15 protein-coding genes are annotated in these 15259 nt (G+C 72.6%); 14 read left to right on the top strand and 1 reads right to left on the bottom strand.

The genetic code is table 11. The features are described from left to right. Positions 1-75: 75 nt before the first annotated feature. The 14 genes from ACSDG8_RS29075 (at position 76) to ACSDG8_RS29010 (ending at position 14139) form a co-directional block, all read left to right on the top strand. A complete protein-coding gene (locus ACSDG8_RS29075; protein WP_210892228.1) occupies positions 76-1188 on the top strand; it encodes an ABC transporter substrate-binding protein in 1113 nt (370 codons plus the stop codon). A gap of 25 nt (positions 1189-1213) precedes the next feature. Next, positions 1214-2044 (top strand): ABC transporter ATP-binding protein, encoded by an 831-nt coding sequence (locus ACSDG8_RS29070; RefSeq protein ID WP_210892225.1) that lies wholly within the window; start codon positions 1214-1216, stop codon positions 2042-2044. Between the two features lie 12 nt (positions 2045-2056). Then, a complete protein-coding gene (locus ACSDG8_RS29065; RefSeq protein ID WP_184686489.1) occupies positions 2057-2908 on the top strand; it encodes an ABC transporter permease in 852 nt (283 codons plus the stop codon). Positions 2909-3008: 100 nt separating this feature from the next. Beyond that, the gene (locus ACSDG8_RS29060) at positions 3009-3755 is read left to right on the top strand and encodes an SDR family NAD(P)-dependent oxidoreductase (protein ID WP_210892223.1); all 747 of its coding nucleotides are present in this window, start codon (positions 3009-3011) and stop codon (positions 3753-3755) included. Between the two features lie 34 nt (positions 3756-3789). Continuing rightward, positions 3790-5154 (top strand): M20/M25/M40 family metallo-hydrolase, encoded by a 1365-nt coding sequence (locus ACSDG8_RS29055; RefSeq protein WP_030499076.1) that lies wholly within the window; start codon positions 3790-3792, stop codon positions 5152-5154. After that, complete coding sequence (locus ACSDG8_RS29050; RefSeq protein ID WP_210892221.1) at positions 5151-5978, top strand: alpha/beta fold hydrolase; 828 nt, start codon at positions 5151-5153, stop codon at positions 5976-5978. The genes ACSDG8_RS29055 and ACSDG8_RS29050 overlap by 4 nt, the downstream gene beginning before the upstream one ends. Then, a complete protein-coding gene (locus tag ACSDG8_RS29045; RefSeq protein WP_210892219.1) occupies positions 5975-6439 on the top strand; it encodes an Ohr family peroxiredoxin in 465 nt (154 codons plus the stop codon). The genes ACSDG8_RS29050 and ACSDG8_RS29045 overlap by 4 nt, the downstream gene beginning before the upstream one ends. Next, complete coding sequence (locus ACSDG8_RS29040) at positions 6426-7415, top strand: EamA family transporter (RefSeq protein WP_210892217.1); 990 nt, start codon at positions 6426-6428, stop codon at positions 7413-7415. Before ACSDG8_RS29045 ends, ACSDG8_RS29040 begins: the two co-directional genes overlap by 14 nt. Positions 7416-7457: 42 nt before the next feature. Then, positions 7458-8318 carry an IclR family transcriptional regulator gene (locus ACSDG8_RS29035; protein WP_210892215.1) on the top strand — a complete coding sequence of 287 codons (861 nt, stop codon included), beginning with the start codon at positions 7458-7460 and terminating at the stop codon, positions 8316-8318. Further along, positions 8311-9510: a CaiB/BaiF CoA transferase family protein gene (locus ACSDG8_RS29030; protein ID WP_210892214.1), complete on the top strand. Its 1200-nt coding sequence runs from the start codon at positions 8311-8313 to the stop codon at positions 9508-9510. Before ACSDG8_RS29035 ends, ACSDG8_RS29030 begins: the two co-directional genes overlap by 8 nt. A gap of 31 nt (positions 9511-9541) precedes the next feature. Beyond that, on the top strand, positions 9542-10381 hold the full coding sequence (locus ACSDG8_RS29025) for a cyclase family protein (protein WP_210892212.1): 840 nt from the start codon (positions 9542-9544) through the stop codon (positions 10379-10381). After that, positions 10374-11780, top strand: coding sequence for an MmgE/PrpD family protein (locus ACSDG8_RS29020; protein ID WP_210892210.1), 1407 nt, complete (start codon positions 10374-10376; stop codon positions 11778-11780). Before ACSDG8_RS29025 ends, ACSDG8_RS29020 begins: the two co-directional genes overlap by 8 nt. A 22-nt stretch (positions 11781-11802) precedes the next feature. Continuing rightward, positions 11803-13266, top strand: coding sequence for a dihydroorotase (locus ACSDG8_RS29015; RefSeq protein ID WP_210892208.1), 1464 nt, complete (start codon positions 11803-11805; stop codon positions 13264-13266). 12 nt (positions 13267-13278) lie between these two features. Next, entirely contained in the window at positions 13279-14139 is an 861-nt protein-coding gene (locus ACSDG8_RS29010) for an HpcH/HpaI aldolase/citrate lyase family protein (protein ID WP_210892206.1), read from the top strand. Between the two features lie 165 nt (positions 14140-14304). Here the strand turns inward: ACSDG8_RS29010 and ACSDG8_RS29005 are convergent, their stop codons facing one another. Next, complete coding sequence (locus ACSDG8_RS29005; protein WP_210892204.1) at positions 14305-15204, bottom strand: ROK family protein; 900 nt, start codon at positions 15202-15204, stop codon at positions 14305-14307. Positions 15205-15259 lie beyond the last annotated feature (55 nt).

The raw sequence follows: 15259 nt of genomic DNA, 5'->3' as shown, positions 1-15259 counted from the left end.
CGACGCCTGATTCCCCACCTCCGCCGCCACGGCGGCGGAGGTGGTCTCCCCCGACTCACGACGAGGTGTGTGCATATGAAACGGAAGTGGGCACTGCTCCCGGCGGCTCTGGCCGCCACGCTGGTTCTCTCCGCCTGCGGCGGCGGCTCCGACGACGAAGCCGGCGGCGGCGAGGGCAAGGAGGCGAAGCTGACCATGGCCATCGCCTCGGCCGTCATCGGCCCGAAGGAGGAGGTGGCCGTCTACGCGGTCGCCAAGGAACTCGGCTACTTCGCCGAGGAGAAGCTGACCGTCGACACGATCAACACCGACGGCTCGGTCGCCGCCCTCCAGGCGGTCGCCTCCGGCAGCGGCGACATCACCCCGGCCGACGCCGGCTCGGTGCTCGGCGCGGCGGAGAAGAACGTGCCGGTCAAGGCCGTCGGCGGCCTGGTGCAGAACTGGCCGTGGGTGATGGCCGTCAAGCCGAACTCCCCGATCACCGGCGGCGCGGACCTGCGCGGCAAGAAGATCGGCGTGATCAGCCTGGCCTCCGGTTCGGCCCCGTACGCCCGCGCCTACGTCAAGGCGGCCGGGCTGGACCCGACCAAGGACGTCGAGCTGCTGCCGGTGGGCGTCGGCGCCCAGGCCGCCGCCGCACTCAACGACGGCAAGGTCGACATGCTGGCGCTCTACACCCAGGCGTACGCGGTCATCGAGAACGCCGGCACCGAGCTGAAGTACCTGACCAACCCGGACGTGTTCACCGGCATCCGGTCGCTGACCTTCAGCGTCGGCGCCCGTGACTTCGACGCCAAGAAGGACTCGTACGAGCGGTTCCTGCGCGCGGCGTACAAGGCGATGCTCTTCTCGGCCAAGAACCCCGAGGCCGCCATGAAGATCGGCTACAAGGTCTTCCCGCAGATCCTCGCCGGCAAGTCCGCCGACGAGCGGCTCAAGGCGGACACCGAGAGCCTCGTCGCGTGGCTGAAGACGGCCACGCCGGCCAGCGGCGAGCCGGAGCAGTTCGCCGACTGGGGCGCGATCAGCGACGACGAGTGGGCGAAGACCCAGGCGTACACCAAGGAGGCCGGCCAGATCTCCGGTGACGTCGACCTGAAGAAGCTCTGGGACCCGAGCCTGCTCTCCGGCGCGAACAACTTCGACAAGGCCGCGGTGCTGAGCAAGGCCGCGAACTACACCGCCTAGGCAGCGGAAAGCGGAAGGGATTTCGATGGCCACCAAGGCGACGGCCCGCCGGGCGCAGACGCAGGCTCCGGCATCGGTGTCGGAAGACTCCTGGATCGAGATCGACGGGCTGGACAAGGAATACCGGCCCCGAAAGTCGGCACCGACCCTGGCGCTGAGCGACATCAACCTGACGGTACGTCGCGGCGAGTTCATCTCGGTCGTGGGACCGTCCGGGTGCGGCAAGACCACTTTGCTGAAGATCCTCGCCGGGCTCAGCCCGAAGACCGGCGGCGCGGTAAGGATCGCCGGGCGGGACGTGACGAAGCCCCTTCCCGAGGTCGGGATGGTGTTCCAGGCACCGACGCTGCTGCCCTGGCGCACCATCTTCGACAACGTGATGGTGCCGGCGGAGATCCAGCGACTGGATCCCCGCCGGCACCGGGAACGCGCGCAGCAACTGCTCGAGATGGTCGGTCTCAACGGCTTCGAGCAGAAGTACCCGCACGAGCTCAGCGGCGGCATGCAGCAGCGGGCCGGCATCTGCCGCGCGCTCGTGCACGACCCGGCGGTGCTGCTGATGGACGAGCCGTTCGGCGCGCTCGACGCGATGACCCGCGAGTACATGAACGTGGAGCTGCTGCGCATCTGGCAGGAGAGCAACCAGACGATCGTGCTGGTCACGCACTCCATCCCGGAGGCGGTCTTCCTCTCCGACCGGGTGGTCGTGCTCAGCCCCCGGCCGGGCCGCATCGCGGAGGTCATGGACATCGACCTGGAGCGGCCGCGGGAGCTCGGCATCATGTCGTCCGACCGGGCCGGGGTCTACGTGGAACGGATCCGCCGACACTTCAACGCCGCCGGCGTAATCGACTGACGAGGGACAGCCATGGCAACAAGCAACCTGGTCCGCAAGCCGGCCCAGCCACCGGCGCCGTCCGCCCGGCCCGCCCGGCGCAAGTTCGACCTGCGGGAGAAGCCCCAGCTCTGGCTGGTCCCGACGGTCTTCGTCGTGGTCGTGCTGGCCTGGGAGTACGGCGTCCAGCTCCTCGGCGTGGACGAGTACGTCCTGCCGCTGCCGTCGAGCGTGGTCGAGTCGCTGTGGCAGCAGCTCGGCGACGACCAGTTCTGGGGTCACTTCTGGGTGACCACGCAGGAGGCGCTGCTCGGGTTCGTGATCGGTGTCGGCGCCGCTCTGGTGCTCGGCACGTTCATCTCCCAGATCAAGATCGTCGAAGCCACGCTGATGCCGTACATCGTGGCCTTCCAGACCGTGCCGAAGGTCGCCCTGGCCCCGCTGTTCGTGGTCTGGTTCGGTTTCGGCCTGACCAGCAAGGTGGTCATGGCCGCGGTGATCTCGTTCTTCCCGATGCTGGTGAACGTCATCGAGGGTCTGCGCGCGGCCGACGCCGACAAGATCCAGATGCTGACGGTGTTCGGCGCGAGCAAGACGCAGATCTTCCGGATGGTGCGGCTGCCCAGCGCGCTGCCGTTCATCTTCGCCGGCCTGGACATCGGCATCGTCTTCGCCATCCTCGGCGCGGTGGTCGGCGAGTTCATCGGCGCCAAGGAGGGTCTGGGCTACCTGCTGCTGCAGACGAACTACAACTTCGACATCGCCGGCATGTTCGCCGTGCTTGTGGTGCTGTCGGTGATGGGTCTGGTGGCGCACTTCGTGATCCGGCTGCTGCAGAAGCGGCTGGCCTTCTGGGCCGAGGACACGAAGGTGATCGGCGCGTGACGGCAGTTGACGGGACCGCCGTCACGTGTTGGGGGCACCGGTCGGGCGTGCGGCACGCCCGCCCGGCCGGTGGCCGGACCGGAAAGGCAGGACACAAGACATGAACAGCGATCCGAACCGGTTCGACGGCCGGGTGGCGGTGGTGACCGGGGCGGCCCGTGGCATCGGAGCCCGCATCGCGGCGACGCTCGCCGACCGCGGGGCCACTGTGGCCCAGGCCGACCTGCTCGACGACTGGGCCGAGGCCGAGCTGTCCGGCGGCGCGCACACCCGGCACCGGGTGGACATCCGGTCGGCCGGCTCCTGCGCCGCTCTGGTCGACGAGGTCCTGGACCGGCACGGCCGCCTGGACCTGCTGGTCAACAACGCCGGAATCGTCCGGCGCGGACCGGCGGCCACCATGTCCGAGCAGGACTTCACCGACGTCCTGGACGTCAACCTCACCGGCACGTTCCGGATGTGCCAGGCCGCGTACCCGGCGCTGCGCCAGACAGGCGGCGCGGTGGTGAACCTCGGCTCCACGAACGGGCACATCGCGGTGCTGAACACGCTCGGCTACTGCGTGAGCAAGGCCGGCGTGATGCACATGGCGCGCGTGCTGGCCCTGGAGTGGGCGCCCGACCGGATCCGGGTCAACGCCGTCGGACCGACCATCGTGCCCACCGACATGACCTCCGACGTCCGTGGCGACGAGGCGTACCTCGCGGACAAGATGGCGAGCATTCCGCTGGGCCGGATGGCGCAGCCGCAGGACGTCGCCAACGCGGTCGCCTACCTGCTGAGCGACGCCGCCGCCATGACCACCGGCCAGACGATCTTCGTCGACGGCGGCGTCACCATCCACTGACTTCCCCTGTCCGACCCCTTCTGTGAGGACCACCATGCCCAAACCGGATACCGCGGCCGCGCTGGCGGCCGTCGACGCCCACTTCGACGAGTTCGTCGAGGAGCTCCAGCAGCTGTGCCGCATCCGCAGCCGCCGTCAGGAGCCGGAGCAGATGGAGGCCACCGCCGAGTTCATCGCCGGATCGGTCCGCCGCTGGGGCGGCGAGGCCGAGATCATCCCGTGGGAGCAGTCGTACCCGTACGTGCTGGCCGAGGTGGCCGGCGAGGGCGACAAGGCGCTGCTGCACTTCACGCACTACGACGTGGAGGTCGAGCCCGCCGGTGACGACGCCGAATGGATCAGCCCGCCGTACGCGGCGGAGATCCACGACGGCCGGCTCTACGCCCGGGGCGTGGCCGACGACAAGGGCGTCATCATGTCCCGCATCCACGCGGCGGCGGCCTGGAAGCTGGCGGGGCTCACCCCGCCGGTGACCAACCGGATCATCTTCGAGGGCAAGAAGTGGCTGCACAGCCCGGGCCTGGGCTCGTTCGTGCAGGCGCACGCCGACCGTCTCGCCAGCGACGCGGCGCTGTGGGAGAACTCCTGGCTCGACGGCGAGGACCGGCTGCTGCTCAAGCTCGCCGAGAAGGGCGTGCTCTACCTGCGGCTCACCGCGCAGACCCTGCCGCGTGACCTGACCAGCCAGAACACCGCGCTGCTGCCGGCCGCCACGGCGCGCCTGGCCGCCGCCCTGGCGCAGCTGCAGCGGCCCGACGGCACCGTGACGATCCCCGGCTTCGCCGACGACGCCCGGCCGCCGACGGACGAGGAGCGGGCGCTGCTGGAGAAGGTGGCGTTCGACGGGGACTTCCTGCGCAAGCGGGCCCAGGTCGAGCGGTTCACCGGCGACCTGGACGACCAGGCCGCGGCCGTGGCCATCCGGACCGTGCCGACGCTGACGGTGGCCGGTATCGCCGGTGGCGACATGCGTGACGACGTGACGCTGGGCATCCCGTCGACCGCCTCGGCGAAGCTGGAGATCCGGCTGGTGCCGGGCCAGGACCCGGAGCGCGTCCTCGGTTGCGTGCGCGACCACCTGGCCGCGACCGGCTTCGGTGACCTGCGCATCGAGGTGATGGCGACCAGCCGGCCCAACCTCACCGACCACCGGGACCCGTTCGTCGCGCTCGTCGCGGACGCGGCCCGCCGGGTGTACGGGACCGAGCCCGTCATCGAGCCGTACACGCAGTGGATCGGCAACCAGGGTGTGATCGCCGACCGGCCCATCGTGGGCGTCGGCGTCTCCCGGGCCGACTCCGGCGTGGACGGCCCGAACGAGAACATCCGGCTCGACGACTACAAGGCCGGCATCAAGCACGTCATCGAGGTCATGGCGGCGCTGGCGGTGGCCGAATGACCCGGGCCCGCGGCGTGGCCCGCCGCGCCTACGTCGACCTGCCGTGGGGTCAGGTGCACTACCGGCACGGCGGCGACGCCGACGCCCCGGTGCTGCTGATCCTGCACCAGTCCCCGCTCTCCTCGGCCACCTACGACGCGGTGATCGAGCCGCTGGCCCGCCGCGGCCTGCGGGTGATCGCCCCGGACACGCCGGGCTTCGGCATGTCCGACGCGCCGCCGCGCCCGTGGTCCATCCCGGAGTACGCGGCCGGGGTGTGGCAGTTCGCCGACGCCCTCGGGCTGTCCCGGGTGCACCTGCTCGGGCAGCACACCGGCGCGATCGTCGGCGCCCAGGCGCTGATGTCGGCGCCGGAGCGGGTGCACCGGCTGATCCTGCAGGGCATCCCGCTCTACGACGAGCAGGAGCGGGCGGAGAAGAAGCGGTCGTACGCGCCCGGCTACGTGCCGGACCGCGACGGCGGGCACCTGAAGGTCATCTGGGACCGGGTGTACGGCCTGTACCCGGCGCTGACCCCGGAGGAGGCGAACCGCCAGGTCACCGAGTACCTGCTGACCGGTCCGGACTACGCCACCGCGTACCGGGCGGTGTTCGACCACCACGTCGACACGGCCGCCCTGGACGCGCTGCCCATCGTGCTGCTGCACGGCGGCGACGACCTGCTGGACCGGATGACGCCGCAGGTGCGGGCCGCGCTGCCCAGCGCCGAGCTGGTCACCATCCCCGGCGGCACCGACTTCGTGGCCGACGAGCAGCCGGAGGCGTTCGCCGACGCGGTCGCCGCGCAGGTGCACGCCGACCTGGGGCGGGAGGTGGCGGCATGAGCGTCGGCACCCCGGCGTCCGAGGCGAAGGTCGTACCGGCGAACACGGTCTACACCGCGAAGGTCGAGGTGTCCGGCGGCCGGGGCGGCAGCGCCCGGTCGCTGACCGGGTCGCTGCGGGTCGATCTGACCCGTCCCGCCGAGCGGGGCCCGGACGCGCCCGGCACCGACCCGGAGGAGCTGTTCGCCGCCGGCTACGCGGCCTGCTTCGACAGCGCGCTCGCCGTCGCCGCCCGCCAGGCCGGCGTACGGCCCGGTCCGACGACTGTCACCGCCTCGGTCTCCCTCGGGCAGACCGACGACGGCCGGTACGCGATCGCCGTGGTGCTGGACGTGTCCGCGCCGCAGTGCCCGCAGGCCGACCTGGAGCGCGCGGTGGAGCTGGCCGACCGGATGTGTCCGTACTCGAACGCCCTGCGGGGCAACACCGCGGTGGCGATCCGGGTCGATGGACACCGCTGACCTGACCCGGCCCGCGGCGGTCCGCCACCCGGCGGATCCGCCGCGGCCCGCCGGCCCGATGGCCCTGGCCGTCGGGCTCGGCGCGGTCTACCTGATCTGGGGCTCGACCTACCTGGGCAACCGGGTGGCCCTGGACAGCATTCCGCCGCTGGTGGCCACCTCGGCCCGGTTCCTGGCCGCGGCGCTGATCCTGTTCGCGGTGGCGGCGCTGTGGCGGGGGCCGGCGGGACTGCTGCTGCCCCGGCGGCAGTGGACCGGGGTGGGGGCCAGCGGGCTGCTGATGGTCGGCGCGGGCAGCGCGCTGCTCGCGCTGGGCCAGCAGTACGTGGCGACGGGTCTGACCTCGCTGCTGGTGGCCGGCATGCCGCTGTGGGTGCTGGTGCTGCGGCTGGTGGTGGGTCCGCGGCCGTCCCCGCTGGCGGTCGTGGGCGTGCTCGGCGGCGTGGTCGGGCTGGCGCTGCTGTTCTCGGTGCCCACGCAGGGATGGCACCTCGGCGGGATGCTGCTGGTGGTGCTCTCCACGATGGTGTGGGCGCTGGGCTCGACGCTGTCGCAGCGGCTGCGCATGCCGGCGGACCACCTGGTCGGCACCGGCTGGCAGATGCTCGTGGGCGGTGTCGCGGTGGCGGTGGCCAGCGTGGTCAGCGGTGAGCTGGGACGGTTCCGCCCGGGCGACGTGACGGGCCGGTCCTGGCTGGCGTGGACCTACCTGATGCTGGTGTGCACGGTGGTCGGCTTCAGCGTCTACACGTGGCTGCTGCGCAACGCGCCGATCCAGCTGGCGTCCACCTACGCGTACGTCAACCCGGTGGTGGCGGTTCTGCTCGGCATGATGGTGCTGGATGAATCGTTGTCCGGACGCCAGGTGCTCGCCGGCGCCGTGGTGCTCGCCTCGGTGGCGCTGGTCATCGCGCGGGAGCGACCCCGGCAGGCGGACGGCCTGCCACCCGGGAAGACGCCCGTGGCGCCCGCCTGACGCCCGGCCGTCCCGCCCAACGTCGACAGTGGAGGAGATAAGATGATCACCACAGCGGTTGTCGAGAGCGCCGCCGCCGGACGCACCCGCTCCGGCCTCGGGCGCGCCCTCGACATCGTCAACATCATCGCCGAACGGGCCCCGGAGACCCTCGGCGTGTCGACGATCGCGCGGGAGCTGGGACTGCCCAAGGCGGTCGCGCACCGGATCCTCAAGGAACTGGTGGCCGACAGCTTCCTCACCTTCAACGAGGAGACCAAGCGGTACCGGCTGGGCAGCGGCGCGCTGGCGGTGGGACTCGCCGCGCTGCGCGCGCTGGACGTGCCGGACATCGCACGCCGGTACCTGGTCCGGCTGGTGCGCGACAGCGGCGAGACCGCGACGCTGTCGGTGCGGCAGGGCTGGACCCGCGTCTACATCGACCAGGTGCTCTCGCCGCACGAGGTACGCATGTCGGTGTCGCTGGGCACCAGCCACGTCCTGCACTCCGGGTCGTCGTCGAAGGCGATCCTCGCGGCGCTGCCGGACTCGGAGGTCGAGGACTACCTCGACCATCACCCGCTGGACGCGGTCACGTCGGCCACCATCACCTCCACCGCGAAGCTGCGGTCCGAGCTGGGCCGGGTCCGCCGCCTGGGGTACGCGGTGAGCATGGGCGAGCGGCAGAACGGCGCGGGCAGCGTGGCCGCGCCGGTGCGCTACGCGACCGGGCAGGTGTTCGGCTCGATCTCGCTGTGCGGGCCGCAGAACCGGTTCACTCCGGAGGTGTGCGCCGCGCACGGCGCGCTCGTCGCCGCGGCGGCGGCGGAGATATCCGCCGAACTGGGTTTCCGGCCGCTGGCGCAGCGCGCCGCCGGCCGAACGGGTCAGGAACAGAACTGGGGAGGTGGAACAGGTGAGTGACGGACCGCTGACGGGCCTGCGCGTGCTGGACGTCTCGACGATCCTCGCCGGACCGCTGTGCTGTCAGATCCTCGGCGACTACGGCGCCGACGTGGTGAAGATCGAGCACCCGACCATGGGTGACAGCATGCGCGGCCACGGCAAGACCAAGGACGGCCATCCCCTGTGGTGGAAGGAGATCTCCCGCAACAAGCGGCTGGTCGGGCTGAACCTGTCCGCGCCGGACGGCGCGGCGCTGCTGCTGCGGCTGGCCGAGCGGGCCGACGTGCTGGTGGAGAACTTCCGCCCGGGCACGCTGGAGCGCTGGGGCATCGGCCCGGAGGAGCTGCACCGGGTCAACCCCGGCCTGGTGATCGCCCGGATCACCGGTTTCGGGCAGACCGGCCCGTACGCCTCCCGTGCCGGGTTCGGCACGCTGGCCGAGGCGATGAGCGGCTTCGCCCACCTGACCGGCACGGCGGACGGCCCGCCCACGCTGCCCGCGTTCGGGCTGGCCGACAGCATCTGCGGCATCGCCACCTCGTCCGCGGTGATGATGGCGCTGTGGCACCGGGAGCGTTCCGGCGGCCGGGGCCAGGTCATCGACATGAGCCTGCTGGAGCCGATCATGACCGCGGTCGGCCCCGGTCCCACCGTCTACGACCAGCTGGGCGTGGTGGAGCACCGGCAGGGCAACCGGTCGACGAACAACGCGCCCCGCAACACCTACCGGACGAAGGACGACTCGTGGGTCGCCATCTCCACCAGCGCCCAGGCGATCGCCGAGCGGGTCATGCGGCTGGTGGGCCACCCGGAGGTGATCGACGAGCCGTGGTTCCGCACCGGCGTCGGCCGGGTCGCGCACGCGGACCTGCTCGACGAGTACGTCGGGTCCTGGATCGGTGAGCGGACCCGCGACGAGGTGGCCGCGGCCTTCGCCGAGGCCGGCGCCGCGGTGGCCCCGGTCTACAGCGCCAAGGACATCGTCGAGGACCCGCACGTGCAGGCCACCGAGATGATCACCAAGGTCGACGACCCGGACCTCGGCGCGATGCGGATGCACAACGTCATGTGGCGGATGTCGGAGACGCCGGGCCGGATCCGCTTCACCGGCCGCTCCCCCGGCGCCGACACCGACGCCCTGCTCGTCGAGGAGCTCGGCTGCGACCCGGCCGAGATCGCCGACCTGAAAGCCCGTGGCGTCGTCGCCTGACGACGCCGACAGCCGAAACGCGAGGAACCCCGTGGGCACCACTGCCAGAACCGCCGACCGCCTGCTCGACGCCGTGCAGGCCGGCGTCACGATCTACGACCTGGGCCGGCGGCTGACCGTCGGCATGCCGCAGTCACCGAACCACCCGGCGTTCGGGCTCACCCTGCCGCGCCGCCACGGTGACATGGTGCGTGCCGACGGCGGCTCCGCCGCCAACGACCTGCTGGTCATGGGCACGCACGTCGGCACGCACGTCGACGCCCTCGCGCACGTGTCCCAGGACGGCCGGCTGCACGGCGGCGCCGACGCCGCCGCGGCGCAGGTCGGCGGCCGGTTCGACGAGCTGGGCGTGCACACCGTCGCGCCGATGGTCCGCCGCGGCGTGCTGCTGGACGTGCCCGCCACCCTGGGCCTGGAGAGCTGCGAGGCCGGCTACGAGATCACCCCCGCCGACCTGGACGCCACCGTGTCCCGGCAGGGCACGCCGGTGGGCGCGGGCGACGTCGTGCTCATCCGCAGCGGCTGGGGCCGGCTGTTCGACCACGCGGACCGCAACCAGTACATCGGCAAGGACTCCGGCGTACCGGGTGTCGGCGCGGAGGGCGCCACCTGGCTGGCGCAGCGGGGCGTGCACGCGGCCGGCGCGGACACCATCGCCTTCGAGTGCCTGCCGCCGGGCAAGGGCCACAGCACGCTGCCGGCGCACCGGATCCTGCTGGTGGAGCACGGCATCTACCTGATCGAGACGATGGCGCTGGAGGAACTGGCCCGCGACGGGGTGCACGAGTTCACCTTCGTCATGGCCCCGCTGCCGCTGTACGGCGCCACCGGCTCCCCGGTGCGTCCGCTGGCGGTGGTCGGCCGTGGCTGAGCAGACCCTGGGCCAGCACCTGGCCGCCTTCGCCGCCGACACCTCCGCCGCGACGCTGCCCGACGAGGTGGTCGCCAGCGTCCGGGCCCGCGTGCTGGACGTGCTCGGGCTCTGTGTGGCGGCGCAGCCGCTGCCGACCAGCCAGGCCGCCCTGGCCTACGTCGCCGAGCAGGGCGGCCGTGGCCAGGCCACCGCCGTCGGCGTGGACGAGAAGGTCCCGGCCGCGCTGGCCGCGTTCGCCAACGGGGTGCTGGCGCACTCGCTCGACTACGACGACACGCACCTGCCGTCGGTGCTGCACCCCAGCGCCACAGTGGTGCCGGCCGCGCTCGCCGCCGCCGAGCTGTCCGGGGCCTCCGGGCAGGAGACGGTGGCCGCCATCGCGGTGGGCCTGGAGGCGTGCGTACGGCTCGGCATGGCCGGGTACGACCCGGCGGCCGGCAACTCGGTCTTCTTCGAGCACGGCCAGCACGCCACCTCGATCTGCGGCACGCTGGGCGGGGCGGTGGCCGCGGCACGGCTGCTGAAGCTGGACGCGGGCGGCACGCTCGACGCGCTCGGGGTGTCCGCCTCGATGGCGGCCGGGCTGATCGAGTCCAACCGCAACGGCGGCACCGTCAAGCGGATCCACTGCGGCTGGGCGGCGCACGCGGCGGTCAGCGCCGCGCAGCTGGCCCGGCACGGCGTGACCGGCCCGCCGACCGTGCTGGAGGGGCGCTTCGGCTTCTTCCAGGCGTTCCTGCGCGGCGAGTTCGACGGCGACGAGATCGTCCGCGGGCTCGGCTCCGAGTGGGCGGTTCCCGGCATCTTCTTCAAGCCGTACCCGGCGAACCACTTCACCCACGCCGCCATCGACGCGGCGATCGCGCTGCGCGAACGCGGGCTGCCGCTGGACGAGATCGAGTCGATCACGCTCGGCGTACCCACGCCGACGGTGCGGACCATCGGCCAGCCGATCGAGCGCAAGCGCGCGCCGCAGACCGGCTACGAGGCGCAGTTCAGCGGCCCGTACGCGGTCGCCGCCGGCCTGGTCGGCGGTGGCGGTCTCGGCGTGGAGCTGGCCGACTTCACCGATGCCCTGGCGCACGACCCGCAGCGGCGGGCGCTGATGGCGCGGGTCGACGTGGTGGCCGACGAGCGGTGCGACGAGATCTTCCCGCACCAGTTCCCGGCGGTCCTGCGGATCGTCACCCGGGACGGACGCGAGTGGGTGCAGGAGGTCCTGGCCAACCGGGGCGGCCCGCAGCGTCCGCTGAGCGACGCCGAACTGGCGGTGAAGTTCCGCACCAACGCCGCCGCCCTGCCCGAGGCCACCGCCGCCCGCATCGCCGACGAGGTCCACCGGCTCGACCAGGCCCCCGACGTCCACGGCCTGATGGGCCTGATCAACCGCCGCTGACCCGAGCACGAGGAGCAACACCATGAGCACCTACGACCTGCTGTTGACAAACGTCCGCGTCGTCCGGCACGACCGGCCCGAACCCGAGCTGATGGACATCGGCGTCACCGACGGGCGGATCAGCCGGATCGCTCCGCACATCGACGCCGCCGGGGCCGCCCAGGTCGTCGACGGCGGCGGCCGGCTCGCCTTCCCCGGCGTGGTCGACGCCCACCAGCACTGGGGCATCTACAACCCGCTGAGCGAGGACGCCGTCTCGGAGAGCCGCGCGTCGGTGCAGGGCGGCGTCACCACGGCGCTGAACTACATGCGCACCGGGCAGTACTACCTCAACCGCGGCGGCCGGTACGCGGACTTCTTCCCCGAGGTCCTGGCCGCGACGCAGGGCCGCTCCTACATCGACTACGGCTTCCACCTGGCGCCGATGTCGAGCGAGCACATCGGCGAGGTGCCGTCGCTGGTGGAGGAGCACGGGGTCACCTCGTTCAAGATCTTCATGTTCTACGGCAGCCACGGCCTGCACGGCCGGTCCGCCGACCAGAACTCGTTCCTGATGATCCCGGAGGGCGAGCGGTACGACTACGCCCACTTCGAGTTCGTGATGCGGGGCGTCCAGGCGGCCCGGGAGCGTTTCCCCGAGCTGGCCGACGAGATCTCGCTGTCGCTGCACTGCGAGACCGCCGAGATCATGAGCGCGTACACCAAGCAGGTCGAGCAGGACGGCACGCTGCGCGGGCTGGAGGCGTACCACGCGTCGCGGCCGCCGCACTCCGAGGGACTGGCCGTGTCGATCGCGTCGTACCTGGCGCACGAGACCGGGCTGCCGAAGATCAACCTGCTGCACCTGACCTCGGAGAAGGCGGTCGACGCGGCGCTGCGGATGGCGCGGGCGTTCCCGCACATCGACTTCCGCCGCGAGGTGACCATCGGTCACCTGGTCGCCGACATCCACACCGCGCACGGCCTGGGCGGCAAGGTCAACCCGCCGCTGCGCCCGCGCGCCGACGTCGAGGCGCTCTGGGGGTACGTCCTGGACGGCAAGATCGACTGGGTGGTCAGCGACCACGCCTGCTGCAAGGACGAGGTCAAGTTCGGCGAGCCGCGCGACGACATCTTCCTCGCCAAGTCCGGGTTCGGCGGCGCCGAGTACCTGCTGCCGGGCCTGATCACCGAGGGCAACCGGCGCGGCCTGTCGTACCAGCGGGTGGCGGAGCTGACCTCGTGGAACCCGGCGCAGCGTTTCGGCCTGCGCAACAAGGGCGCGCTGGCGCAGGGCTACGACGCCGACATCTGCCTGGTCGACCCGAACTCGACCTGGACGGTGCGCGCGGAGGACTCCGAGTCGACGCAGGAGTACACGCCGTTCGAGGGCTTCGAGCTGACCGCCCGGGTCACCGACACCTTCGTCCGCGGGCAGCACGTGCTCGTCGACGGCAAGGTCGCGGGCGAGCCGTCCGGCCGCTACGTCGCCCGCCCGCAGCGGTAGGGGGAACGACTGATGGCGGCGGTGGCGCGCAGTTACCTGTACGTGCCGGGCGACCGGGCGGACCTGCTGGACAAGGCGGCCGGGCGGGGCGCGGACGCGCTCGTGCTCGACCTGGAGGACGCGGTCACGCCGGCCCGCAAGGCGCAGGCCCGGCAGACGGTCACCGGGTTCCTGGGCGCCGCCGCCCCGTCCGGACCCGAGCTGTGGGTGCGGATCAACAGCGACCAGGTCGAGGCGGACGTCGAGGTGCTCTCGGACGCGGCGGCCGGCGTCTGGGTGCCGAAGGCCGAGCCGGAGCTGCTCGCGGAGGTCGACGCCGCGCTGACCCGGGTGCAGCGGCGGCTCGGCCCGGACGCACCGGCGTTCCGGGTGGTGGCGCTGATCGAGACCGCCCGGGGCGTGCTCACCGCGCCGCAGGTGGCCGCCGCGCCGCGGGTGCTGCGGCTCGGCCTCGGCGAGGCGGACCTCGCCGGTGAGCTGGGGATGCAGCCGGGGCCGGACCGGGCGGAGTTCGCGCCGATCCGCTCCCAGATCGTCGTCGCGTCGGCCGCGGCCGGGATCGCCCCGCCGGTGGGACCGGTCGAGACGACGCTGCGTGACCCGGAGCGGCTGGAACGGACCACCCGGGCGCTGCTGCGACAGGGCTTCCGGGCCCGCAGCGCCATCCACCCTGGCCAGATCGCGACGGTCAACGAGGTGTTCACCCCCACCGAGGCGGAGGTGGCCAAGGCGCGGGCCGTGCTGGAGGCGCTGGAGCGGGCCGAACGCGGCGGCTCCGGGGTGGCCACCGACGCCGACGGGCGGCTGCTGGACCGGGCGGTGGTGCGTGCCGCCGCCGAGGTGGTGCGCCGCGCGGAGGCGTCCGCGGGCTGAACCGTACGTCCGGGCCGGGGACCGTCGGCAGGTGCGACGCCGCCGGTCCCCGGCCCGGCGCGCGTCCAGGGCATGTGCGGCGCCGGTTCTCCCACGAAGTCGAGAACGGACCGGGCGGGGCGCCCCACCGCGCCCCGCCCGGTCCGTTCTCGCCGTCCGGCCCGTTCAGACCACAGCGGGCTGGGCCTCGGTGGCCATGGCGAGCGAGCCGAGCAGCGCGGCGTCCTGCGCGAAGTCCGACAGCACGATCTCCGGCGGGTACGGCAGCGTCCGGGTGAGCCGTTCGGTCAGCATCGCCCGCACCAGGTCGTTGCCCGCGACGCTGCCGACCAGCACGATCCGCTGCGGGTCGAGCAGCAGGCAGCACGTGACCAGCTGGCGGGCCAGCTCGTCGACGCGCAGGCGGAGCTGGTCACGGATCGGGCCGGGCTGCTCCGCGGCCGCGCACAGGCCGGCCGCCCGGCCGTCCACGTCCAGCCGCTGCGCCAGCTCGTCCAGGGCCCGGCCGGAGAACGTCGCCTCCAGCATCGGCTCCAACCGGGGCGGCCAGCTGTTGTCGGTCAGCCCGTACGCGATCTCGCCGGACGCGCCGTGGCGGCCCGGCAGCACCTCGCCGTTGACGGTGACCGCCGCCGCCACCCCGGTCCCGAGCCCGACGACGAGTCCCGGATCGGCGTCGCGCAGCGCCCCGAGCCGCAGCTCGGCGTAGGCGGCGGCCTTCAGGTCGTTCGTGACCCGCACGTGCGCCACGCCCAGGTGGGCGCGGACCGCGTCGGCCAGGCGCAGCTGCTCCCAGCCGGGCACGTTCGGCGCCAGCTCGATGCCGTCGTCGTGGACCACGCCGGGCGAGGCGATGCCGGCCGCGACGATCGTGCCGCCGGTCTGCTCGGCGAGTTCGCGGGCCCGGTCCAGCGCCCGGGTGAGGGCCTGCTGCGCGCCCTGCTCGGCGTTCGTGGGCAGGCGCTCGGAGACGAGCAGCCGGCCGTCGGCGTCGCCCACGCCGATGGCCATCTTGGTGCCGCCGAAGTCGATGCCGAGCAGGCGTGGATTTGCCGGTCGTTCCATGGTGATGTCAGATCGCCCTTCGGGCCGTCGGTCCAGATCACGTGGTCGCCGCGAC

Origin of the sequence: Micromonospora sp. LA-10 (genome assembly GCF_051853095.1) — a bacterium.
GTDB classification, from domain to species: Bacteria; Actinomycetota; Actinomycetes; order Mycobacteriales; family Micromonosporaceae; genus Micromonospora; species Micromonospora echinospora_A.
This window is presented reverse-complemented; position numbering and strand designations above follow the sequence as displayed.

Bases quoted from the DNA above. Each gene is read 5' to 3' on its own strand.
- ACSDG8_RS29045 (WP_210892219.1), top strand. From the start codon at position 5,975: ATGAGCGTCGGCACCCCGGCGTCCGAGGCGAAGGTCGTACCGGCGAAC.
- ACSDG8_RS29035 (WP_210892215.1), top strand. From the start codon at position 7,458: ATGATCACCACAGCGGTTGTCGAGAGCGCCGCCGCCGGACGCACCCGC.
- ACSDG8_RS29015 (WP_210892208.1), top strand. From the start codon at position 11,803: ATGAGCACCTACGACCTGCTGTTGACAAACGTCCGCGTCGTCCGGCAC.
- ACSDG8_RS29010 (WP_210892206.1), top strand. From the start codon at position 13,279: ATGGCGGCGGTGGCGCGCAGTTACCTGTACGTGCCGGGCGACCGGGCG.
- ACSDG8_RS29005 (WP_210892204.1), bottom strand. From the start codon at position 15,204: ATGGAACGACCGGCAAATCCACGCCTGCTCGGCATCGACTTCGGCGGC.
- ACSDG8_RS29070 (WP_210892225.1), top strand. From the start codon at position 1,214: ATGGCCACCAAGGCGACGGCCCGCCGGGCGCAGACGCAGGCTCCGGCA.
- ACSDG8_RS29075 (WP_210892228.1), top strand. From the start codon at position 76: ATGAAACGGAAGTGGGCACTGCTCCCGGCGGCTCTGGCCGCCACGCTG.
- ACSDG8_RS29065 (WP_184686489.1), top strand. From the start codon at position 2,057: ATGGCAACAAGCAACCTGGTCCGCAAGCCGGCCCAGCCACCGGCGCCG.
- ACSDG8_RS29040 (WP_210892217.1), top strand. From the start codon at position 6,426: ATGGACACCGCTGACCTGACCCGGCCCGCGGCGGTCCGCCACCCGGCG.
- ACSDG8_RS29060 (WP_210892223.1), top strand. From the start codon at position 3,009: ATGAACAGCGATCCGAACCGGTTCGACGGCCGGGTGGCGGTGGTGACC.
- ACSDG8_RS29050 (WP_210892221.1), top strand. From the start codon at position 5,151: ATGACCCGGGCCCGCGGCGTGGCCCGCCGCGCCTACGTCGACCTGCCG.
- ACSDG8_RS29055 (WP_030499076.1), top strand. From the start codon at position 3,790: ATGCCCAAACCGGATACCGCGGCCGCGCTGGCGGCCGTCGACGCCCAC.